Genomic DNA, 21112 nt, shown 5'->3' on the forward strand with positions numbered 1-21112 from the left:
GCTCCGCCGCCACGGCGAGCCTCGAAGGATGCGGCGACGAGCGTCGGAACTTGCGGCCCATCCTTCGAGGCCGTCGCTTACGCGACGGCGCCTCAGGATGACGGTGGGGTGGGTGTGGCGGGCTCGGGTAGGTTATCCCGCTTTCGCCTGAACCGCCGCCGCGGTGTCATCCCAGAACGGCCGCCGCAATTCGCGTTTCAACACCTTGCCGGCTCCGGACAACGGGAACGGTTCGGAGCGCACGTCGATGCTACGCGGGCATTTGTAGCCGGCGATGCGGTCCTTGCAGAACGCCACCAGTTCGGCGGCGTTGAGCTGCGCGCCGGCCTTGGCGATGACGATGGCGTGCACGGTCTCGCCCCATTGCGGATCGGGAATGCCGATCACCGCGCATTGCGCCACCGCGGGATGCTGCGCCACCACGTTCTCCACCTCGATGGAATAGACGTTCTCGCCGCCGGAGATGATCATGTCCTTCATGCGGTCGACGAGGTAGACGTAGCCTTCCTCGTCCATGTAGCCGCCGTCGCCGGTGTGCATCCAGCCGTCGATCACGGCCTTGGCCGTTTCCTCCGGCCGCTCCCAGTAGCCCATCATCACATTGTCGCCGCGCACCGCGACTTCGCCGACCTCACCCGTGCCGACCGGCTTGCGGTCCGGGCCGACGATGCGCACTTCGCAGCCGATGGCGGCGCGGCCGCAGGCGCGCTGCCGGTTCTTGGCCGTGGCTTCCTCGCCGAAGTGCTGGTGCCAGGGCAGGTGGGTGGCCAGCGGCGACAGTTCGGTCATGCCGTAGAGCTGGTGAAATTCAACGTTCGGCAGCCCGGCCATGGCGCGGTTGAGCAGCGCCTGGTTGATCGGCGAGGCGCCGTACATGATCTGCTCCATCGAGGAGAGATCGGCGGTGTGGAAATTCGGATGATCGGTCAGCATCTGGATCATGGTCGGCACGATCAGGGTCGACGTGACCTTTTCCTTTTCGATCACCTGCATCACCAGTTCGGGGTTGAACATCCGCACGATCACGTTGGTGCCGCCGGAGATCAGCTGGGCGAACATGGCGCCGCCATTGGCGACGTGAAACATCGGCGCTGCGTTGAGATAGATCGTGCCGTCCGGCAGGAATCCCTCGGCCAGCATGTGCAGCGAATTGGCGACGATGTTGCCATGGCTCAGCATCACCCCTTGGAGCGGCCGGTGGTGCCGCCGGTGTAGAAGATGCCGGCGAGGTCCTCGCGGCCGCGCATGGCGTCGGGCACCGGGGCGCTGCCCGCGACCAGGCGCTCGTAATCATGGGCCTCGGAGGGGCCGGCTACGTCGTCGGCATGGATCAGTGTCAGCTTCACCGTTGCCGGCATGGCCTTGACGAGGTCGACGCCCATCGCGGCGAAGGTGGCGTCCACCACCAGCGCCGAAGCCCGGCAATCCACCAGCGAGTCGGCGATCTCGGCTGCGCTCCAGCGCACGTTGGTCGGCACGATCACCGCACCGGCCCAGGCGACGCCGAGATAGAGCTCCAGATAGCGGTCGGAATTCAGCATCAGCACCGCCACGCGGTCGCCCGGTTTGAGACCGAGGCCCTTGAGCCCGCCCGCCAGCCGCGCCACGCGGTCGCCGACGTCACGCCAGCTCCGGCGGCGGCCGCCGTCAACCGTCGCGATGCCCAGCGGATTGGTCTGCAGCACCCGGCGCAGGCCCTGGGTGATATTCATGGCGTTCTCCCTGTGATCAACGATGCGGACGCTTGCGCGCCTCTTGGCCGGCGATCATAGTCAGGCAAGGGCCGCCCGCAAGCTGCCATGACGACGCTTGGCCGTTCCCCCGCAGGCCAAACTCGGCTTATATTGCCGCGGTTTGGAGCCGGTCGTACCCATCATGCTTTCTGCAGTCGCGGCGTTTTTTCGGCGGGTCCGCTCGTCCTCGCTTACGATCGGCCAGCTGACTTTCAGCGGGTTTCTGCTGGTGCTGGCGGTCATCCTGGTGACGAGCATCGGCAGCGTGGTCGCGATCCGCCATATCGACAACACCTTCGGGGAATTGCAGCGGCTGCAGTCGCTGGGCGATCTCGCCGAGGAAATCGACCGTCGCATGAACGGGCTGCGGCTGGCGGCGCGGGATTTCGTCACCGATCCCGACGCCCGTCCGGAGCGGGTGTCGCAAGCCGCCGCGACGCTGGGCGAGCTGCTGAAGAAGACCCGGATCGAGCTGGCGCCCGAGCAGCGCGAGATGATCGACGGCGTCGCCGCAAGGCTGGCCAGCTATCGGGAGGGGATTGAGCGGGTTTCGGCGCTGATTGCCCGCCGTGCCAGCCTGGTCAGCACGCTGGCGCCGCTGCGCGAGAAATTCGAGGCGGCGATCGGCGAGATGCCCGACCGGGGCACCGCCCGCAGCCTGTTCAGGGGGCAGAACGAGGTCAGCTCCGCCTTGCTGGCGCGCGATCCGCTCGGCGCCGAGCAGGCGGCGCAGCGGATGCGCGCGCTGCCCATCGGCGACCCCGCGCTGCGCACCGCCGCCGACGACTATGCCGATGCCATCGTTGCGATTGCCGGGACCGAGAGCGAGATCAGCGATCTCGACAAGGAGGTGCTGGGCACCGAGGGTCGGCTGATCGGACGCGTCACCGAACTGCTGCGCGAACTCAGCGCGCGGCGCGGGCGCGTGCTGTCGCGGGACTTTGCGCGCACCCTGACCGAGGCGAAGTGGCAGAGCATCGCGCTGGGCAGTGCCGGCGTCCTGGTCGGGCTGCTGGCGGCCCTGTTCGTGGTGCGCCGCACGGTGCGGCCGCTGAAGGCCATCGCCCGGGCCATGCGCGCGCTGGAAGGCGGCGCCCAGCATATTTCGATCCCCGCCACCGAGATCGACAACGAAATTGGCGACATCGCCCGTGCCGCGGAAGTGTTCCGCCGGACCCTGGTGGACGCCGACGCCGCGCGCGAGGCGGCGGTGCACGCGCTGGCCGAACAGCGCCTGGCCGAGGAGAGCTACCGCAAGCTGTTCGAAGGCTCCGTCGACGGCATCTATGTGACCACTCCAGCGGGCGCGCTGCTGAATGCCAATCCGGCACTGGCGCGGATGATGGGCTACGAGTCGCCGGAGCAATTGATCCGGGCCACTCTCGACATTGCCGGCTCCATCTATGTCGATCCCGCCGCGCGCGCCGAATACCAGATGCGGATGGAGCGCGACGGCATGGTGCGCGAGTTCGAATACCAGGTGCGGCAGCGGCAACACACGATCCTCTGGCTCTCCGACAGCGCCACCGCGGTCCGCGACGAGACCGGCGCGGTGGTCCGCTACGAGGGCACCGTGCGCGACATCACCAACCAGAAGCGTGCCGAGGCCGCGGTGCAGGAAGGCCGCCGGCTGCTGCAGCAGGTCATCGACACCGTGCCGGCCGTCATCAACGTCAAGGACAAGCAGCTGCGCTACGTGCTGATGAATCGCTACATGGCGGGCATCTTCGGCATCGAGCCGGACGAGGCGCTGGGCCGCACCACCGGCGAACTGATGTCACGCTACGGCTCGGCCAAGACCAGCGACCCCGACAAGCGCGTGCTGGCCTCGGGGGAGGGCCTCGGTTTCTACGAGGAGGAATATCAGGACGCGGCCGGCGCCATGCGGCAGTGGCTGGTCAACAAGCAGCCGCTGCTGTCGCCCGACGGCAAGATCGAGAATATCGTCACGGTGGCGCTGGACATCGGCGAGCGCAAGCGCAGCGAACAGGAGATGCGCAAGGCCAAAGACGCCGCCGAGGCAGCGCTGCGCAATCTGCGCGAGACGCAGAACTCGCTGATCGAGGCGGAGAAGCTGGCGGCTCTCGGCCGCCTCGTTGCCGGCGTCGCCCATGAGGTCAACAATCCCGTCGGCATCAGCCTCACGGTGGCGTCGTCGCTGGAGCGCAAGATCGCCATGTTCGCGGAGGAGGTGGCGCGCGGCGAGCTGCGCCGCTCCAGCCTGATGGACTTCATCGAATCCAACCGCGATGCCGCGTCGCAGCTGGTCGGCAATCTCAACCGCGCGGCCGAATTGATCCAGTCGTTCAAGCAGGTGGCGGCCGACCGCAACTATTCCGACCAGCGCGAGTTCGACCTCGCAGATCTCACCGAGCAGGTGGTGATGAGCCTGAAGCCGGGGCTGCGGTCGCAGAACCTGGCGCTGTCGGTGGATTGCCGGCCCAACCTGATCATGAACTCCTATCCCGGCCCTTACGGCCAGGTGCTGACCAACCTGTTTCTCAATGCGGTGGCGCATGCCTTTCCCAGCGGCGGGGGCGGCAAGGTAGAGGTCCGGATCCAGGAGTCCGGCGCCGACCATGTGGAGATCCTGTTCGCCGACAACGGCGTCGGCATGACGCCGGAGGTGCGCCGCCGCGCCTTCGATCCGTTCTTCACCACCCGCCGCGACCAGGGCGGCACCGGGCTCGGCCTGCATATCGTCTACAGCATCGTCACCAATCGCCTCGGCGGCCGGCTCAACCTGCATTCCGATCCCGGCAACGGCACCCGGATCCAGATCATCCTGCCGCGGGTGGCGCCGCCCGATGTGGTCGCGGAATAGCGCTGCGCCTGTTGCGGGCAGGGTTGGGGCGCCCGCGTCGCGACCGGTTCACCGGCGGAGAGTCATTCGGTATCGGCCAGCCAGCGCAGCGTCGCGCGAAAAATCTGGCTGTGCTTGCCGACCAGCGCGGTGCCGTTCATCACCGCGGACTTGTCGTCGTAGGTGCCGGTGACGCCGATGCCGACCGGCTGCGGGCCGCCGAACAGCGGGCTCATGGCCGGGCTCGGCGTGTGCTGCTTGACCGTGATCTCGCCCTTGAGCGTGCGGGCCTCGGCGTTGATCACATAGCTGCCGGTATAGAACAGGAAGGCGTCGCCGCCGAGGATCTGGCCGTCGCGAAAAACCACGACACCGCTACCCTTGCCCGAGCGCCCATCGAGCAAATCGACGTGGATCGAATACAATGCGTTTTTCATAATGTCCCGGTGGCGCGACCGTGTCCCCCAGTCGCGCAAATGTGTTTATGCCAAATTCCGGGGACCAGCGTCAACGAATCCCGCGCACCGGCAGCAGGTTGCGCGGGGGCGGGCGCTTTCATCACGCTGAATTGCGCTGCACCGCAAAGAGTAGCGACATGGTTGGGCCGGAATCGCGTAGTCTGCTGTGATGTAATCGAAGCAGTCCGCCGACGGATTTGGGCGGCAGGCGCAAGAGCCGCGGCGCGATCGACTCAGTCCAGGCGATCGCTGACAGCTCTTTCGGCGCGTGATTTCGACCGCGTGCAGCGTGTGTCGTGACCGCCCTGCGGAATAACCTGGCCGGCATGGCGGGTGAGGTGTTGCGTTGCCTGCAGCGTCGGTGTCGCTGCCGACGTCTTCTTACGATCTGATGAGATTTGCGTGAGCGTCGCGAAAAGCCGCGGGAATATGGCCCGCGAAATGCATAACGTTTCTTGACGATAGTTGCACTGGCCGGGAGCTGGAGCAAGGCAATGAGCGACTGGATGATGTCCGGCGCCGATGCGCCGTGTCTGCGTGACGAAGCAGCCAGATACCAACAACCGCGCTGCGGCAGGCACCGCAGACGTCGCCGGATATCATTGCCGGCACGCGTCCTGATACTTGCCGCTGCAGCATTGCCGTTGTCGCATGCGGTGATGGCGCGCGACAACGGTCAGTACGCCGCCACGTCGCCGGATCTGAAGGCGTGGTTCGACAGTCTGCGATCAGGCAAGGGGCCGTGCTGCTCCGATGCCGATGGCAGCGCGGTCAGCGATGTCGACTGGGAGTCCAGCGGCGGACATTATCGCGTGCGGCTCGACGGCAAATGGCTGGACGTGCCCGACGAAGCGGTGATCACCGCGCCCAACCGCGTGGGCCGCACCATGGTCTGGCCGATGCGGGGCGATACCGGAATTCTCATCCGTTGCTTCATGCCGGGCAGCATGACCTAGAGTCTGAGCCATCAAGACTGAAGCGTTCCAATCTTGTCCCGGACGCGGTGCGGCATTCTCAGGCGATGCTCTTGCATCGCCGCTATGCCGCTCCGCAAAGCCGGGACCGTATCAGGCGCTATCGTTTGTGGCGGGTCCCGGATCTGCAGCGCACTACGCCTCCTGACGGAGGCGTAGTGCGCTGCGTCCGGGACACGCTTCTGGGGAGTTGGATCCAGCTCGCGTTCTGCTCGTCGGCCGACCGGTTCCGTGACGTGAATGCATGGCTCGCTGCCGCGATGGCCCCTTAACAGAAGCGAAAACCGTTCCTATACTGTTGGGACCATCAACAACGAAAGGAGGTGATCCAGTGTTTCACTCAAAGCGCTGTCACCTCGCTGAGGCCGCCCGCTAACGCTCAGTGATGAGCCTGGCAAAGGGCGCCTTAGCGCCTTGGTTCAGCGAGACGGAAAGGGCGCCCCGGCAACGGGGCGCCCTTTCTTGTTGCCGCGGCTTGACCGGCACGCCCGCCATGGCAAGCTAAGGTCGATCTTTCGTGGAGCAGTCGCGATGCCGAAATCGCCGCGCGATCTGGCGGAACGCATGGCCGGCCGGCGAGACAGGCAACGCCGCGCGCCGACATCCGAAGATGGCTTCCTGCGGGAGACCTTCACGGACTCGCGCGAAAACGCCCGCCAGATCGCGCGGGCGTTCTTCGATCGTTTTTCCAGGCAGGCCTATATGACCGAGGTCGAGCGCTGGCGCGAATTGCCGGACGGTGCCATCGAATTCACGATGCGGCGGCTGCCGACGGCTGATTGACCGAACAGCCGGTGATGATCGGCGCCAGGCTGAGCGCGCCGACCGCCGGCCCGGCTGCGATATCCGGGGCGCAGGCGTCGATAGTATAGCCCTTGGCGAGAATGCGGCGCGGGGGATCTTCCTCGGCGGAAGACACCTCGATCACCAGACCGCTGTCGGCGGCATGTTTCCACACCTCCGCTTTGGTGCGGAAGGCTTGGCTGACCTGGACGGTATTGGAGAACAGTGCGTAGGACATGGCGACCTCCGTGATGAGGCGATAACGCGCATTTATGCATCTGGTTGCACTGCAGCAAGACCAACTTTCGTCGGGCTTGCTGCGCGCCACCGTCGCCGGCCACGTGTCCTCAATCGCGGTAAGGTGCGGGGATCGGCACATGTCGTCCGGGATCGCGCAGGGGGCTACTTGCGATCGACGATCTGCAATTCCAGCAGGGCGATGGTCCGTAGCGCGGTCAGATCGCGCTCGCCTTCCTTGGTGGTGCGCAGGATCGACTCGGCAATGGATTGCACATGAGAGGAATTGACCGGTTGCGGCAGCGTCGCGACCGCGCCGTCAAGCGCCTGCTGCATGACCGAGATCATGTCCGGGGAAAAGGAGGCGTTGGAAAAATCCTTCATTGGCGCTCCCGCTGATCGGTTGTCCGCACGCACCGCAACTCACGCGTTCAGGCAAACGCATCAGCGCCGGTCCCTGTTCCCCGGGGAACCCGAGATATCTCGCGCGCGGGAAAGCGAACGTTTCGGCCGCTGAGAGGTTTTCCTGGTGGAGGCGAATGCCATGACCACCGACAAGTCCGAGCTTTATCGTGAAGAGGCCGAGAAGTACCGCACCATGGCGGAGCAGGAGAGCTGCCCGGATGCGCGCGAATACTACGAGGCGCTGCAGCGTGACTACGTCAAGCTGGCATCGCGGGAGTTGCTCAGCCGCGTGGAATAGCCAGCTCCGGCCCAACCCTTTCTCATTCGAAGGACGCCGGCATTTCTGATGCCGGCGACCTTTGTGTGTGCGATCCGCCCGCGTTATTCGCCGGCGGTGACGGCGATCGGCGCGGGCGCGGTCCGCTTGTCGAGCAGCAGATAGGTGCCGCCGGCGACGCCGATGCCGGCCAGCCAACTCAGATCGGCACCGCCGAGCAGATTGATGGAGATCGGCCCCTGCAGCGCCGGCACCAGACCGTCCTGGAACAGCCAGCCGCAGACCAGGCCTGCGACGAAGGCGATCATGCCGTTCCAGTTGATGTCGCCATAGATGCTGGTCTCCGGCGAGGCGTAAAGCGCGGGCACGTCGATGACGCCTTTGCGCTTGATGTAGAAGTCGGCGAGGATGACGCCGGCATAGGGGCTCATCCACATCAGCAGGCTGATCATCCAATTGTCGAATGCCTTGGCGAAGTCCGGTGCAAGGATGAAGTAGATGGTCACCAGATAGCCGGCGATACCGACGATCAGCGCCAGCATTGTGCGTGACAGTTTCAGGCCCATGCTGAGCGCTGCCAGCGCCGCCGAATAGACGTTCAGAATGTTGCTGGCGATCGGGCCGTGCAGCACCATCAGCAACACCAGGATCGCCGCGAAGCCGCCGAACACCGCAGAGACCATCTTGGCGGGATCGGCGTCGAGCGTCACCGATGCAATGGTGGCACCGAGGATGGCCAGCCACACGCTCGGCACGAACATGCCGATATAGCTGTACCAGAACACTTCTTTCGACGAGACGCTGCGCGGCACGAAGCGCGAATAGTCCGACGCCCAGGTGACCCAGGAAATGCCCCAGCCGACGCCGACCGCGGTCATCAGCAGCGACAGCATAGCGAGATGGGCGCCCGGCGGCAGCGAGCTCTTCAGGCCCCAGTTGACGACGCCGGCCTGGCTCCAGGCCAGCACGCTCATTTGCACCATGATGGCGACCGTCACCGGCACCGTATACTTCTCGAAGGTGCGGATGGCGTAGAAGCCGTAGATGCCGATCCACATCTGCACCACCATCACCAGCGTGGTGACGATGAAGGTGGCGATGCCGTTGTCGGGGACGCCGAACGGGGTGAGGATGGCCATGGAGATCTTGACCGGGAAGTAGGTGTTCACGCCGATCCAGCACAAAGTCATCAGGAACATCAGCAGGCTGGGCAGATAGGCGCCGCGGCGGCCGAAGGCCGAGCGGGCCAGCACCATCTGGTTGACCCCGGTCTTGTGGCCCATCACGGTGAAGGCGGCGAAGATGGCGCAGCCGAACAGGTTGCCGATGACGATGACCGCGATGGTCTCCATCAGGCCGAGCTTGAGGATGATGCCGAGCGCGCCCAGCGCCCAGTTCACCGGCGCGATATTGGCCCCCGCCCAGATCCACATCTGCTGCGGCCCGGTGGAGTCCCGGTCAGCGTCGGGAATTGGCGCGATGCTGTGATCATCGGCCCGGAATTCGGAATTCGTCATGATACCCCCCGTATCGTTGCAGCGATGGACCCGGGGTAATTTATGCAGGAGGCATGCCACGGGGCGGCGCGTCCGGCATGAAAGCCGGTTGCCTGGGAACCGCGTGCGGAGCCAGCGCGCTTGGGCATTAGGTCCGGCGCCGTGGAAAACCCGCGGGCACCGGATGTTCACGCCGCCGCGGGGGCTGGCTTTCGCCGCTTTCGCAGCTATGGTGCGGCCACTGCACTCGTAGCTCAGCTGGATAGAGCATCGGATTTCGATTCCGAGGGTCGGGCGTTCGAATCGCTCCGAGTGCGCCAAATTGCCACCATTCAGAATAAAACTGCGAACTCGGGACTTGGATCGGCCGATTGTGATCGGCCCCCTTCTTGCGCGGCTATCCGGCGAAGCAAAATTGCGTCAAGCTGATATTGGATAATATTGGCGCAAGCCAACCTTCACGATGACTCAAATGGACGCCAGAATCACCGAACTCGTGGTGCGGCTCACGGCGCTGGAACGCGAGCGCGCGGAGATCTTAGCCGAGATTAACACCCTGCGATCGGTGCTGAGTGAAGAGGCCGCGGCCATCAAAGCGGTCCCTTCGGCAAAAGCCGGCGATCCCATCGACCGGAATTCGACAATCGAAAACAAGATTGCTCTGTTTCGCCGGCTTTTCCGCGGCCGCTCAGATGTCTTCCCCATCCGTTGGGAGAATCGCACGACGGGGCGCAGCGGGTACGCACCTGCCTGTGCAAATGAGTGGCAGCGTGGGATTTGCGAAAAACCAAAAGTCAAATGTTCGGCATGTCCAAATCAGGCATTCCGGGCCGTAGATGAAGTGTCGATCAATCGCCATCTACGCGGGACTGACACGAATGGCGTCCCGTTCGTTATGGGTGTCTATCCGATGCTTGCGGATAATACCTGTTCGTTCCTGGCCGCGGATTTCGACGAAGGGGAATGGCGAAGAGATGTCTTCGCGTTCAGGGAGACCTGTCAGCGCCACAAAATTCCTGTTGCCGTCGAGCGGTCGCGATCCGGAAACGGTGCTCACGCTTGGATTTTTTCGAGGAACCGATACCGGCGGCGTCAGCGCGCCGTCTCGGGGCCTTCCTAATCACCGACACGATGGAACGTGTCCCCGATATCGGATTCGGATCCTACGATCGGTTTTTCCCGAGCCAAGATACAATGCCTGCGGGTGGCTTCGGTAATTTGATTGCCTTGCCGCTTCAGGGACTCGCGCGAAGTGCTGGCAACAGCGTGTTCATCGACGAGTCTTGTTCGCCATATCTGGATCAATGGGCCTTCCTGTCAGCGATTGAACCTATCGCGCGATCGAGGGTGGATCATCTGGTCGAGGAAGCGAGTGCATCTGGAAAACTTCTCGGCGTACGTATTCCTCTTGTCGACGAAGACGAAGAACCGTGGCTTGCCCCACCATCGCGCCGACAACCAACGCCAGCAATAAGCGAGCCACTGCCAAGCGCGATCACCATCGTGCAGGCCGACCAGATTTACATCCTGCGTCACGCGCTACCGCCACCCTTGATCGCGCGCCTTATTCGTCTCGCGGCGTTCCAGAACCCAGAATTCTACGCTGCACAAGCAATGCGACGATCGACCCATGACAAGCCTCGGATCATCTCCTGCGCAGAGTTGACCAGCCGTCACATTGCTTTACCTCGCGGCTGCTTCGACGCCGTCCGCGATCTCCTCGTGTCAGTTGGAATTGCAGTAACGATCGAAGATTGCCGCGCTATCGGTGCGCCGATCCCATTTGCCTTCACTGGCGCATTACGCTCCGATCAGGAAGCCGCGATCACAGCCCTGTTGCCGCATGACACCGGCGTGCTCGCGGCAACGACGGCGTTCGGCAAGACGATCCTAGCCATCCGGATGATGGCCGAGCGCGGACGGAATACATTGATCCTCGTTCACCGCCGTCAGCTGATGGATCAATGGATCGAGAGGCTCACAGCGTTCTCAACTATGCCGCGTGACGCGATCGGCATGATCGGCGGCGGTCGTCGCAAGCCGAAAGGTCAGGTTGACGTCGCCCTGATCCAGAGCCTGGTTCGCAAGGGAGAAGTCGATGATATCGTCGGCAATTATGGGCATCTCGTAGTCGACGAATGCCACCATTTGTCGGCGGTAAGCTTTGAACTGGTCGCGCGCCGCAGCAAGGCTCGCTACATTCTCGGTCTGTCAGCAACGGTTACGCGAAAAGACGGACATCACCCGATCATCGTTATGCAATGTGGTCCCGTTCGCCATCGCGTGGATGCACGAACCGAGGCAGCCAAGCGCCCATTCGATCACGTGGTGCGGATCCGGGATACCAGCTTCCAACTTCAAGCCACATTGGGGACCCCTGCTCCTTCCATTCAGGATGTTTTCAAGGAGTTGGTTGATGATGAAGTGCGCAATGATCTGATATTCGATGACGTCTTGTGTGCTCTTGAGGCGGGCCGCTCCCCCGTCGTGATAACTGAGCGCACCGCCCATTTGGAGACCATCGCAAAGCGTCTTGAGCGTTTTGCTAGGCATGTGGTCGTATTGCGCGGTGGGCAAAGCGAGAAGCAGCGGCGCGACAGCGCCGCGCGGCTCGCAGCAATTCCTCAAGGCGAGGAACGTGTCATAGTCGCGACCGGACGCTACCTCGGCGAGGGTTTCGATGATTCTCGCCTCGATACCCTTTTTCTTACCATGCCGATTGCATGGAAAGGCACGCTTGCCCAGTACGCCGGCCGGCTGCATCGTCTCAACGACGCCAAGCGCGAGGTGATCATATATGATTATGTCGACATGAGAGTGCCGGTTCTGGCCCGTATGGCTGCGAAACGCCGCATTGGCTATCAGTCAATTGGATACAAGATATTGGGTGCGCGCGATCTGTTTTCCGGTCAGGTGGTAACATCGAGCGCACTCGCTACGCGATAGCCAGGCGACCAAATAGTTAGAAGAGCTCGGGCGGAATTACAGGAGGCCGCCAAGCAGGACAATTCCTTTTCAGCCTGTCCGACGCCAAGGGCGCCGATTTTGTGAGTGGATATCGCCAGATCTGAAAGGAGCGAAACCAACTCCCGGCTATCATTGCCAATGATCTCGCGGAGGCGCCTCGATGAGCCGAACCCAGCCAAAATCCTCGCCGACGGATGAGTATGCGAGACGGATTGCGCAGGCGATCGCCAAGGGTCGACCGCCCCCATTCAATGATGCCTTCGATCGGTATTGCGAAAGCTCTCCACGCGAAATCTTTGCCGCCTTCACGGGCGCGGCTCGCCACATGCCCCCTGCCGGCCGGGATGAGCCGCTTGCGATCGGTTATCTGGTTCTGCTGCAGCGGCTGCTCGAGCATCTGCGTTATCGCACCGATCGCGGCTACGTGGACGCAGCCAAACTGATCGCGGATTTTCAGGCCGACGTCGTCGCGCAGGTCGAGGCCGGAAACGTCGACGGCCGTATGTTTGCCTTTGTGGGAGGAGCCCTGCACCAGTCGAAAATCTCGGCATCGCCTGAGCTTGCGGCGGCGTCGGCAAGGCAGCCCGTCGACCCGGACGAGGGCGGTCCGCTTCCGACCAACGTCCACGCGGCTCTCGCCGGCATCCTCGAAGCCTGCGACGGCGATCCGTTTCTGGCCATGGGCTCGCTGATCGAAAGCGGTCATGCCATGCCGACGGAAACCCGCAGCGCCTTTGCCGTGGGCTTGGCGCTTGCCGGCATCCCCGAAGCGCGTGGCGCCGCGGTTCTGTTCCTGCTCGACCCAAATTCGACTGTGCGCCGGGCGGTTGCCGGCGCGCTTGCACAGGTCGCTGCCTCGCTGACGCCGACAGAGGTTCGGCGGCTGATCGCAATGCGCAATTGGCGACCAGAGAACGAGCGAGCCGAAGTCGACGCGGTCATCCGCAAGGCGCGGGCGGCTGGGATCGATTGCGCGCCATGGGGCGCTGGCAGCATCGAGGCAATCGTCGCCACCGCCGTCGATGGTGCCACAGCGCAGGGATTCCTGCTGATATCCCCGGCCGGACGGAAAAAGCGGATATCGTCGGTCCTGACCAAAGGCGGGATTGCGGATGCCTGGAGCGGCGAGCCGGAATCGCGCCGCCAGATCGAGATGAGTCTCGCCGCCGCCGGGATGGATACCCCAACACTTGCCGTATCCCGATCATATCTCGATCGCATCGTTGCGCACGAACTGGCGCTCACTATCGAGAAACGGGAAGCGCCGCCGTTCGGCCTGCTCCAAGTCGCCGAAACTATCGGCGGTGCCGATTGGCAGCCCGCGCGTATGGCCTTTGGTGAAACGCTCGCCGGGCTGTTCGCCGAGGTCCCCAAGGCGATGTGTGAGCCCGCCACGCTCGGATCGGTGCTTCGGATGAGCAACGAACTTGCCGAGCTGGAGGCCGTCGCAGAATCCTGGTTCGAGGACGACCCGCTGGTCGCTCAAGCGGTGGAGCGCGCCCGCGGCGGTGATCGTGCCAAACTTGTTACTTATCTATTGCAGAGCGTCATCGCCCGACATCGTGATAAATGGGCTCACATTGTTTTGCGCACGGCCCTATGGATGCGCGAGGCTCCACCGGAGGCCGACCTATGCTGGCGCGAGCTCGCGATCGTCGCAAAAGCGCTCGCCGATGGACGGGACATGACCGAGATCGGGTTGATGCGCGATATCGCATTGCGGACGATCGCGGTGCTCAGGAGCGCTGGGCCGATGTGAAAGAGCCGCAGACGCGTTTTGCGCTGCCTTTTCGCCGAATTCGGGGATTTGGCAGTGAGGCGGGGCTCCCAATGAAATCGGTCGCCAAAAATTATATTGCTATGTCAATGACATAAGAGTTCAGAATTGCTATTCTGAATGGTGTCAAAATAGACTAACTAACTAAGCTATCTCTGACGTATTTGGCTGCACGACGTGTGTCTCAATTTGCGCTGGGGATACGCCGGGGACGCAAAGTTGTCCCTGTACTGTCAATGCAAACTGGGGGCGATAGAATTTCCTCTGGGGGCACCATCAGAAGCGGCCGAGCGCTACAGCCAGCCCCGCTCGCCAAATGCAGAGAGATCAACTCCAGGCGGGGCATACCATCCCGTCGAGCCATACCGGGCGCCAAGCTTCAGAGCGAGATCCTTGTTGCCATAAGGAATCCGCAGCGGTGTCCCTGCCGCCGGATATGGTTGGGTGGGCATTGATGCGCCGGCGGCAGCATCAGCCTTTCGTTTTCGGGCTAATTTTCTCGGTGCTGTCGATTGAGGCGCAGTCGATCCCGGCGGTCTGGAGAGCGGTCTTGCGACCGCTCTTGCGGCGCTTCGTGCCTTTGTTCGAGTCGATCCACGCCGCCATGGCAGCCGAATTGGCCTTGGCCTCGTCGGGAATGACGACGCCTTTCCCGAGCGCGATCTTCGTTGCGTACAAAAACTGTGCCGGACTGATCGATTTCGGTTCTGCCTTCCCGAGCGCTTTTCCGTCGGCTTTCTTGGGGGCTTGCTGCTTGAGAAACGCACCGCAGATCGATATCGACGTCTTGTAGCCGGGCGGAGGTTTGATGCCGTTTTGCCGGGCGAGGCTGTCGGCAAAGCGCCTCATCGCAGGCGTGGGTGGATATGCTGCAGCACCGTTGTCTATTGAGGCGCCAAGCAAGGGAGGCCCTCCGACGGCGGCGCCTTCCATGAGCTTGCCGATGATGCGTTGGGCGACATCACACACGGCGTCGATTGCGCCGACCATCTCCTGCTTGCCGACGACGACATCGTCGAGCAGGCATTCGAGTTGTGCAGTCACGCCCGGATCGACTAGCGCCGGATCGGCCTGTTTGAGAACACCGAACAGCGATAGGCCGGCCTCGGTCGGCACGATGTGCTTTCCCTGGGCAATCAGAAAACCCTGCTTCTTCAGGCCGCCGATGATCTCAGCCCGGGTCGCCGGCGTGCCAATGCCCTTAGCTTCCTTCAGGCGGTCCCGCAGAATCTCATCCTCAACAAAGCGCCAGGCATTTTGCATGGCCTCGATCAGAGTGCCTTCGTTGTAACGCGGTGGCGGTCGGGTCTCCTTGTCCTCAATTTTGGGGTCCTGCAGTTGTGCGGTCTCGCCGTTACGCAGCGGCGGCAGCAATTGCGCCTCATCGCCTTTTTCGTCGGCGGGTTGCCACTCTGGGAAGGCGGCTCGCCAGCCGAGATCGATAGGCTGGCGACCGGCAGCGCGGAATTCGAAGCGGCGCACGTCGAGCGTTGCGGTTGTCTGCCGGTAGCGAAAGTCAGGCATCAGGGCGGCCAGATATGCCCGCGCGATGACATCGAACAGTTTCTTCTCGTCAGACGACAGACGAGGCCAGACCTCCGGCAGTTTTTCGATCGCGTTGACGTTGGGAATGACGGCGTGATGGCTCGCGCCTTCCAGCCCCTTGTCGTAGAAGTTGCCGCTCGCACCCTTGCGGATGACTGGCGGCTCGGGCATGGGGATCGTGCTGAACGATTGGCCCACCCGCAGGCCGGCCACGATCCGCGGCACATCCGAAATCAAGCTCGCCGGCAAATAGCGCACCTCGGCGCGCGGGTAAGTGATGATCTTCTTGCTCTGGCCATCATAGAGCTCCTGCGCCACCTCAAGCGTCTTGCTGGCGGACCAGCCGAAGCGAGAGCCGCAGAGTTTCTGCAGCGACGGCAAATCGTGCAACTTGGGCGGTCCCTGTCGCTTATCTTCGACACGCACAGCGAGCGCGCCCTCGAAGCCTTCGGCTGCTTTGACGACTTCTTCGGCAATCTCGCGTCGAACGATCCGATCCTGCGGCGCGTGCCGCATCTGAAATCGGCCTCCCTCCACTTTCGCTGTGGCTACAACTTCAAAATAGGCGAGGGGCACGAAGTTCCGGATCTCCAACTCGCGCTTGCACACAATGGCCAAGGTCGGCGTCTTCACCCGGCCGACGCCGATCACTCTCCGCGTGCCACGACCCAGGATGACGGTTGCAGTCCGGGTGAGTGACAAGTTGTAGATTTGGTCGGCCTGCCGGCGCGCGACGGCAGCGGCGTAAAGGCGGGCGTATTCGGCATTTGGCTTTGCCCGGCCGAATGCATCGCGGATGGTCTGCGAGTCCTGCGCCGTAAACAGCACCCGCAGGACTTCGCCGCTATATTTGTAATGCTCAAGAATTTCCTGGCCGATTAGCTGGCCTTCGCGGTCGCAATCAGTGGCGAGCCAAACCCGCTTGGCGGTACGAAGGGCCTCGCGAATGGCTTTGAGCTTGGCGGCTTTGTTGCCGCCCTCTGCTGGGCGAGTGTCGTAAAGGCCTTCCGGCCGCAAAAGGATCGCTGACCACCGCTTCCACTCCGGAACAACATCCTCGGGTTCGAGTAGGTCGAACAGATGGCCTTCGGCCGGAAGGATATCCCCGTAGCGTGAGCCAACGGCGGCACGGACATCTTTTGCCTGGCTGGTTTTCTCGGTGATGACGATCTGCGCAGGCATTGCGGTTTACCAGAAGGAACGGCTCAGTCTCGCGGTAAAAGAACATAACATGAACATCGCGTCGAGGCAAATTTTCGTATTCGTAAAACGTCGGGCGCTCCGACTTTTTTGCGAATGTTGATCGATGGACGCGGTGTGATGCTTTCAGGAAGATCGGCCGCCCTAGCCGGTGAAGCCAGCAATTCCGTTTGTTCAGCTTGACGCATTTGTCATGCCAACCACCGACTCCTCCGAACAGGGCGTGGGACTCCACGCCGATTAACGCCGCACGCCGCGCGGATGAACCAGAAACCCTCCCTTCGTGAAGTCCCTCAATTTGTCTCACGGGTGCTGACGGGGAACAGTCCTCGCGCAAGTGGTTTATGGAGACACCGAGATGGTTCAGATGGCCTGTTCGGAGCGCATCGCTTCCATTGCGAGGCGTGCGATTGTCGCCGCCGTTGCTGCATTTGCTAGTGGTGCTGCGTTGGCGCAAAATGACTCATCAAAGCCCGGAACAGCGGTGTCCACGCCCGTGTTTATGGAGTCCTCGCTGGTCGGAACCCTGCGTCAACTGACCGATCCGGGAGGGCTTCGCCCCCGATTGGAGCAAGCAGGACTGCAATTCACGTTTTCCTACTACAGTGACCCTTTTGGAAACCCTGTGGGCGGGGTGCTGCAGGGGGCAGGTTATGACGGCCGCTTCGGCGTCCTGCCAGCACATCGCCAGTTCCGGATGCCTTGGTGTTCGGGATGCGGACGACCATTAAGTTTTAAAAGCCAATCGATCGATGTACGACATGTCGCCGCCGATCATTTCCCCGAATTCGCAATAAGCTGCTGCGAAACGTCCCAGAGCCGAGCGGCCTTGCCAGCGTCGAGCGCATAGGCTGTGAATAAGCATCGAAGTTGGGCTCTGACGCAATTTTGATGACGCATCGTTGCTCGGTAGCTCGATCTAATGAATCAGTTCAAGAACCTGGCTGCCAAGAGCGGGAAACGCAGTGACGCGTGTCACTCGCGCCTCCGTCAGCTGCACCATATCCGAAAACGGAGAGTCATTTCAAAGAGATCGGCCACTGCGGCTTTTCGCCGGCACGAGTCGCCGCCGTTCGCGAAGAGGCGCCTGATCTGGTGCTCAGCGATGCGATAGTGCCGCTGCTTGATGCTTCGGTATGGAAGGGCGATGATCGATCTTCTGCAAGCCCGGCCGATAGGCGCCACCTAGTTGCGGTACACCGTCATCGAAGTTGCGTCAGAGCCTTTATTCCACGCAGATTCACACTTCGGGAAGTCCCTCAATTTGTCTGAATGGGGTTGAAGCGGAACAATCTCTACCAATAAATTTCTTGTAAAGTGTGGACCTCCTATGTGAAATAAACGGCTCTACCAGTTCGGCTTCCATAGGCTTTGCGAAGAGAAACCCCTGCAAGGAGCTGCAGCCCATTTCGAGCAAGGACGAGGCTTGGCCAAAGGTTTCCACGCCCTCTGCGGTAACCTTCATTTTGAGCTGTAGCGCAAGTTTGTTCACCAGCTCGATGATAGCGCGACTGGAGATATCCCTAGACATGGTATCAACAAAACTCTTGTCGATTTTTATGATGTCAACGGGCAGGCTTCGCAAATGTGTAAGCGAAGCATAACCGGTTCCGAAGTCATCGAGAGCGACCAGCACACCCTTCCCCGAAGCCGCTGCAGCGTCGCGGCAACGGCTTCCTCAAGTCCTTGCATGAATACCGTTTCGGTCACTTCAATGACGATTTTGTCGAGTTTAATTCCCTTCTTGATCAAAGCTGCGTGGATTCGGGATTCAAGGTCACCGCGCTGGAAATCAGCTGCACCGACGTTGATACTAATCCTACCGAAATCAACACCTCTATCGATCCATTTACGCATGTCTGAGGCAACGTGGCCGAGCATGATCGTCGTCAGGTTATATGATATACTGGGATCAGTGAGCGCCTCGCTGAATTCTCCGGCGGAAATGACCGATCCGTCGTCAGTCTTCATCCGCGCTAGTGCCTCAAATCCGCAAATATCGCCGTCGCTACTCCGCACTGTCGGCTGGTAGTATGGAACAAAACGGCCTGCTACGAGCGCCTTCTCAACCTCCCTCGTCTGGTGAATGCGACGCGCAATACTCGTCCGCATACGCGGTTCAAATTCAAGATAACCGCCGCGACAGATTTCCTTAGCGTGATAGAGAGCAAAATCGGCGTTTTGCGAGAGTGCAGCAGCATCCATGCCGGGTTCTAGCATCGCGCCCCCAATCGTTATTTTTGGCAAAAGCGTTGAGCTTGCAACAGTCAAAGGGTCTGCAATCTGTTGGATAAGCTGGCGAGCGACCGCGGCCATAGCTTTGGGCGTTACCTGCCTTGAAAGAACGGCAGCGAACTCGTCGCCGCCCAAACGGAAAATCCGCCCACGTTCACCGAGCTGCGATTTCAACTTTGAGGCCAATCTCGTCAGCAACATATCGCCGGCCGCGTGACCCAACGTGTCATTCACCTGTTTCAGATGATCGACGTCGATGAGCAGTAATCCGAAGTGCGGATCTTTGCCTATCATGATCTCTGACACGTGCGACAGGTAGGCTGCACGGTTCTCAAGTCCGGTCAGGCTATCTGTGCAAGCCGCCTCGACAAGTTTCCTCTCGTGAAGGACACGTTCAGTGACGTCCTGGATGATGCCGAACAGCCGACGGGGCTCATCCTCAATAATTTCCATATCGCTGACGATATGAACCCAACGCTCATCGCCACTTGGCGTGATGATTCGATATTGACGGTCGAGTGCACTTGCAGCACCGCCTCTCGCATTGAGAATTCTCTCTTTGACAGACGCACGTTCTTCAGGAGCATAACAGGCAATCACTCTTTTTGCGTTCAACGGCGTTCCAATGGGCAAGCCGACGATGCGGAAGACCTGATCGGACCAGGTTATGGCACCAGTTCTAAGATTCATCTCGAAGCCGCCAACCTTGGCCGATCGCTCCGTCTGCTCAAACCGCGCCTGCCTAAGCTCGAGTTCGCGCTGCTGTTCGCGCATCCGCATTTTCTTGCTATGGCCCCGGATTAATCCAACAGCAACGGTTGCCAAGCTTTCAAGCTGCTCCATATTTTCTTCGGTGAAGGTGCGGCAGCGTACGTCCATTACACACAGGCTACCATAGCATATACCACCTTCAAGTAGCGGAGCCCCCGCATAAAATTTGACGGCAGTAGGGCCTGACACAAAAGTGTTCGCCGAAAAGCGCCCATCAGCCGCCGCATTCTGAACTATAAGCGGCTCCATCGTTTCAACAACGTTGCCGCAGAACGAGAGCGCCCGGGGTGCTTCGCCGAAGTTGATCCCTTTCTTCGCCTTGAACCATTGACGGTCGGCGTCAACAAGTGAAACAAGCGCGATTGGGGCGTCAAAGATGGAGCACGCGAGATGGACTATGGAATCGAAGTCTAGAGAAGGCCGGCTATCAAGGATACCGGCCGAGCGTAACGCGTTTGATCGTATCGTCTCCTTTGCACCAGCCGATTGCACGGTGGCTAGATCGAATTGCTCTTCCATATGACCTCCGCCAAGAAAAATGTGCTGGCTCATTTCAAATATTTCTTTCAAATTTAAGCAGGCCCTCCTTAGAATTGGTAAACTGGCCCGAGCGTTTTGGCATTGTCAGCCAAGTCCAATCTCGTTTGAAGATGCGCAGCATATGGCTGACTCAGTCCAAAGCAACCCGCCTCGACGGTCATGCGGTTGACTGCTTTAGTTTCGAAGAACGAGGTCCAATTACCCCATCTGTAGCGGCAGTCTCTCTAGCGGTCCTCACCAGAACCTCAACTGCTGAACCGGGGTTGCGCATCCTGAATATCAGCTGAACCCATCGAAAGATCGAAGTTGCGAGAGTTTCCTAGGATCCAATTCTAACGTACCGATTGAACGAGAGTGAAGGTTTCAACCTGGAATTTTCTTCTTTCTGCCAGAGACAAAAATGGAACTTTCATATCGACGCCGTTTTTGGTCATCTACAGTTAGGATCGCTGCTGACGGCTGCGGATTTCATCAGCGCCCTTATTTTGAAGACTGGTGGTATTTTCGTGATGGAAGTCGCACGGCTTTCGCTAGCCACGACCGGGGAATTTTTCCGTATTGCAACACTGGAGCGCGATGCGCTACGGGATCCTGTGACCGGTGTGTTCAAACCGGCGCTACCCCGACACCAAGCTCCACGAGGAGATCGCACTCGCCGGCTATGACTGGGGCGGCCGGGCGGCCTGCATTGCCGCGGCACTTCGGCCGGACCGATGTGGGGGCTCGCCTCGGTAAACAGCTATCTCATCCAGGATATCGCAAAGGCCGCCATTCCCGTCGCTCCTTTTGTCGAGTCCGGGCTGTGGTATCAGTTCTATTTTTTGACCGAACGTGGACGGACTGGACTAACCCTGTCGAGGCGAGAGATCGCCAAGACGATCTGGATGCGGAATTCTCCGATAGAGATTTCG

General features: G+C 61.2%; 14 protein-coding genes, 1 tRNA gene and 3 pseudogenes. 10 read left to right on the plus strand and 8 right to left on the minus strand.

The features are described 5' to 3' along the window. Nucleotides 1-132: 132 nt before the first annotated feature. Together ONR75_RS32795 and ONR75_RS32800 are read right to left on the minus strand one after the other, a co-directional pair. Nucleotides 133-597, minus strand: coding sequence for a class I adenylate-forming enzyme family protein (locus ONR75_RS32795; RefSeq protein WP_413776517.1), 465 nt, complete (start codon nucleotides 595-597; stop codon nucleotides 133-135). Nucleotides 598-642: 45 nt separating this feature from the next. After that, nucleotides 643-1712 (minus strand): annotated as a pseudogene (locus tag ONR75_RS32800) (AMP-binding protein); the annotation flags it as partial. Between the two features lie 163 nt (nucleotides 1713-1875). Between ONR75_RS32800 and ONR75_RS14530 the strand changes: the two are divergent. Then, on the plus strand, nucleotides 1876-4557 hold the full coding sequence (locus tag ONR75_RS14530) for a PAS domain S-box protein (RefSeq protein ID WP_265083201.1): 2682 nt from the start codon (nucleotides 1876-1878) through the stop codon (nucleotides 4555-4557). Nucleotides 4558-4619: 62 nt separating this feature from the next. On the opposite strand, the gene ONR75_RS14535 is transcribed toward ONR75_RS14530, so the two are convergent. Next, on the minus strand, nucleotides 4620-4973 hold the full coding sequence (locus ONR75_RS14535; protein ID WP_265083202.1) for a GrlR family regulatory protein: 354 nt from the start codon (nucleotides 4971-4973) through the stop codon (nucleotides 4620-4622). Nucleotides 4974-5488: 515 nt separating this feature from the next. Here ONR75_RS14535 and ONR75_RS14540 point away from each other — a divergent pair. Beyond that, a complete protein-coding gene (locus ONR75_RS14540; protein ID WP_265083203.1) occupies nucleotides 5489-5950 on the plus strand; it encodes a hypothetical protein in 462 nt (153 codons plus the stop codon). A 549-nt stretch (nucleotides 5951-6499) separates the two neighbouring features. Continuing rightward, nucleotides 6500-6751 (plus strand): hypothetical protein, encoded by a 252-nt coding sequence (locus ONR75_RS14545; RefSeq protein WP_265083204.1) that lies wholly within the window; start codon nucleotides 6500-6502, stop codon nucleotides 6749-6751. Here ONR75_RS14545 and ONR75_RS14550 read toward each other — a convergent pair. Together ONR75_RS14550 and ONR75_RS14555 are read right to left on the minus strand one after the other, a co-directional pair. Beyond that, entirely contained in the window at nucleotides 6720-6989 is a 270-nt protein-coding gene (locus tag ONR75_RS14550) for a hypothetical protein (protein ID WP_265083205.1), read from the minus strand. The two genes, ONR75_RS14545 and ONR75_RS14550, sit on opposite strands and share 32 nt — an antisense overlap. A gap of 164 nt (nucleotides 6990-7153) precedes the next feature. Continuing rightward, nucleotides 7154-7372: a hypothetical protein gene (locus tag ONR75_RS14555; protein ID WP_265083206.1), complete on the minus strand. Its 219-nt coding sequence runs from the start codon at nucleotides 7370-7372 to the stop codon at nucleotides 7154-7156. A 160-nt stretch (nucleotides 7373-7532) separates the two neighbouring features. On the opposite strand from ONR75_RS14555, the gene ONR75_RS14560 reads away from it, so the two are divergent. Next, nucleotides 7533-7691 (plus strand): hypothetical protein, encoded by a 159-nt coding sequence (locus ONR75_RS14560; RefSeq protein WP_265083207.1) that lies wholly within the window; start codon nucleotides 7533-7535, stop codon nucleotides 7689-7691. An 83-nt stretch (nucleotides 7692-7774) separates the two neighbouring features. On the opposite strand, the gene ONR75_RS14565 is transcribed toward ONR75_RS14560, so the two are convergent. Further along, complete coding sequence (locus tag ONR75_RS14565) at nucleotides 7775-9187, minus strand: purine-cytosine permease family protein (protein WP_265083208.1); 1413 nt, start codon at nucleotides 9185-9187, stop codon at nucleotides 7775-7777. A gap of 222 nt (nucleotides 9188-9409) precedes the next feature. Here ONR75_RS14565 and ONR75_RS14570 point away from each other — a divergent pair. The 4 genes and pseudogenes from ONR75_RS14570 to ONR75_RS14585 all read left to right on the plus strand — a co-directional run bounded on the left by ONR75_RS14570 (nucleotide 9410) and on the right by ONR75_RS14585 (nucleotide 13892). After that, a tRNA-Arg gene (locus tag ONR75_RS14570) sits at nucleotides 9410-9486 on the plus strand. Between the two features lie 152 nt (nucleotides 9487-9638). Continuing rightward, nucleotides 9639-10462, plus strand: a pseudogene (locus ONR75_RS14575) (TOTE conflict system archaeo-eukaryotic primase domain-containing protein); the annotation flags it as partial. 318 nt (nucleotides 10463-10780) lie between these two features. Further along, entirely contained in the window at nucleotides 10781-12112 is a 1332-nt protein-coding gene (locus tag ONR75_RS14580; RefSeq protein WP_413776518.1) for a DEAD/DEAH box helicase family protein, read from the plus strand. Between the two features lie 181 nt (nucleotides 12113-12293). Then, nucleotides 12294-13892 (plus strand): hypothetical protein, encoded by a 1599-nt coding sequence (locus tag ONR75_RS14585; RefSeq protein ID WP_265083211.1) that lies wholly within the window; start codon nucleotides 12294-12296, stop codon nucleotides 13890-13892. Nucleotides 13893-14381: 489 nt separating this feature from the next. On the opposite strand, the gene ONR75_RS14590 is transcribed toward ONR75_RS14585, so the two are convergent. Continuing rightward, nucleotides 14382-16637 carry a type IA DNA topoisomerase gene (locus tag ONR75_RS14590; protein WP_265083212.1) on the minus strand — a complete coding sequence of 752 codons (2256 nt, stop codon included), beginning with the start codon at nucleotides 16635-16637 and terminating at the stop codon, nucleotides 14382-14384. A gap of 376 nt (nucleotides 16638-17013) precedes the next feature. Here ONR75_RS14590 and ONR75_RS14595 point away from each other — a divergent pair, with 376 nt between their 5' ends. Then, entirely contained in the window at nucleotides 17014-17505 is a 492-nt protein-coding gene (locus tag ONR75_RS14595; RefSeq protein WP_265083213.1) for a hypothetical protein, read from the plus strand. A 390-nt stretch (nucleotides 17506-17895) separates the two neighbouring features. On the opposite strand, the pseudogene ONR75_RS14605 reads toward ONR75_RS14595, so the two are convergent. Beyond that, nucleotides 17896-20213: pseudogene (locus ONR75_RS14605) on the minus strand (EAL domain-containing protein). Nucleotides 20214-20545: 332 nt separating this feature from the next. On the opposite strand from ONR75_RS14605, the gene ONR75_RS14610 reads away from it, so the two are divergent. Next, nucleotides 20546-20866 (plus strand): hypothetical protein, encoded by a 321-nt coding sequence (locus ONR75_RS14610; RefSeq protein ID WP_265083939.1) that lies wholly within the window; start codon nucleotides 20546-20548, stop codon nucleotides 20864-20866. Nucleotides 20867-21112 lie beyond the last annotated feature (246 nt).

This window comes from Rhodopseudomonas sp. P2A-2r (assembly GCF_026015985.1).
Lineage (GTDB): Bacteria > Pseudomonadota > Alphaproteobacteria > Rhizobiales > Xanthobacteraceae > Tardiphaga.

What these genes read in the sequence shown, in the direction of transcription:
- ONR75_RS14530 (WP_265083201.1), top strand. Translation starts at nt 1,876, where the DNA reads ATGCTTTCTGCAGTCGCGGCGTTTTTTCGGCGGGTCCGCTCGTCCTCG.
- ONR75_RS14585 (WP_265083211.1), top strand. Translation starts at nt 12,294, where the DNA reads ATGAGCCGAACCCAGCCAAAATCCTCGCCGACGGATGAGTATGCGAGA.
- ONR75_RS14590 (WP_265083212.1), bottom strand. Translation starts at nt 16,637, where the DNA reads ATGCCTGCGCAGATCGTCATCACCGAGAAAACCAGCCAGGCAAAAGAT.
- ONR75_RS32795 (WP_413776517.1), bottom strand. Translation starts at nt 597, where the DNA reads ATGATGGGCTACTGGGAGCGGCCGGAGGAAACGGCCAAGGCCGTGATC.
- ONR75_RS14555 (WP_265083206.1), bottom strand. Translation starts at nt 7,372, where the DNA reads ATGAAGGATTTTTCCAACGCCTCCTTTTCCCCGGACATGATCTCGGTC.
- ONR75_RS14565 (WP_265083208.1), bottom strand. Translation starts at nt 9,187, where the DNA reads ATGACGAATTCCGAATTCCGGGCCGATGATCACAGCATCGCGCCAATT.
- ONR75_RS14560 (WP_265083207.1), top strand. Translation starts at nt 7,533, where the DNA reads ATGACCACCGACAAGTCCGAGCTTTATCGTGAAGAGGCCGAGAAGTAC.
- ONR75_RS14580 (WP_413776518.1), top strand. Translation starts at nt 10,781, where the DNA reads ATGCGACGATCGACCCATGACAAGCCTCGGATCATCTCCTGCGCAGAG.
- ONR75_RS14545 (WP_265083204.1), top strand. Translation starts at nt 6,500, where the DNA reads ATGCCGAAATCGCCGCGCGATCTGGCGGAACGCATGGCCGGCCGGCGA.
- ONR75_RS14595 (WP_265083213.1), top strand. Translation starts at nt 17,014, where the DNA reads ATGGTTCAGATGGCCTGTTCGGAGCGCATCGCTTCCATTGCGAGGCGT.
- ONR75_RS14550 (WP_265083205.1), bottom strand. Translation starts at nt 6,989, where the DNA reads ATGTCCTACGCACTGTTCTCCAATACCGTCCAGGTCAGCCAAGCCTTC.
- ONR75_RS14540 (WP_265083203.1), top strand. Translation starts at nt 5,489, where the DNA reads ATGAGCGACTGGATGATGTCCGGCGCCGATGCGCCGTGTCTGCGTGAC.
- ONR75_RS14535 (WP_265083202.1), bottom strand. Translation starts at nt 4,973, where the DNA reads ATGAAAAACGCATTGTATTCGATCCACGTCGATTTGCTCGATGGGCGC.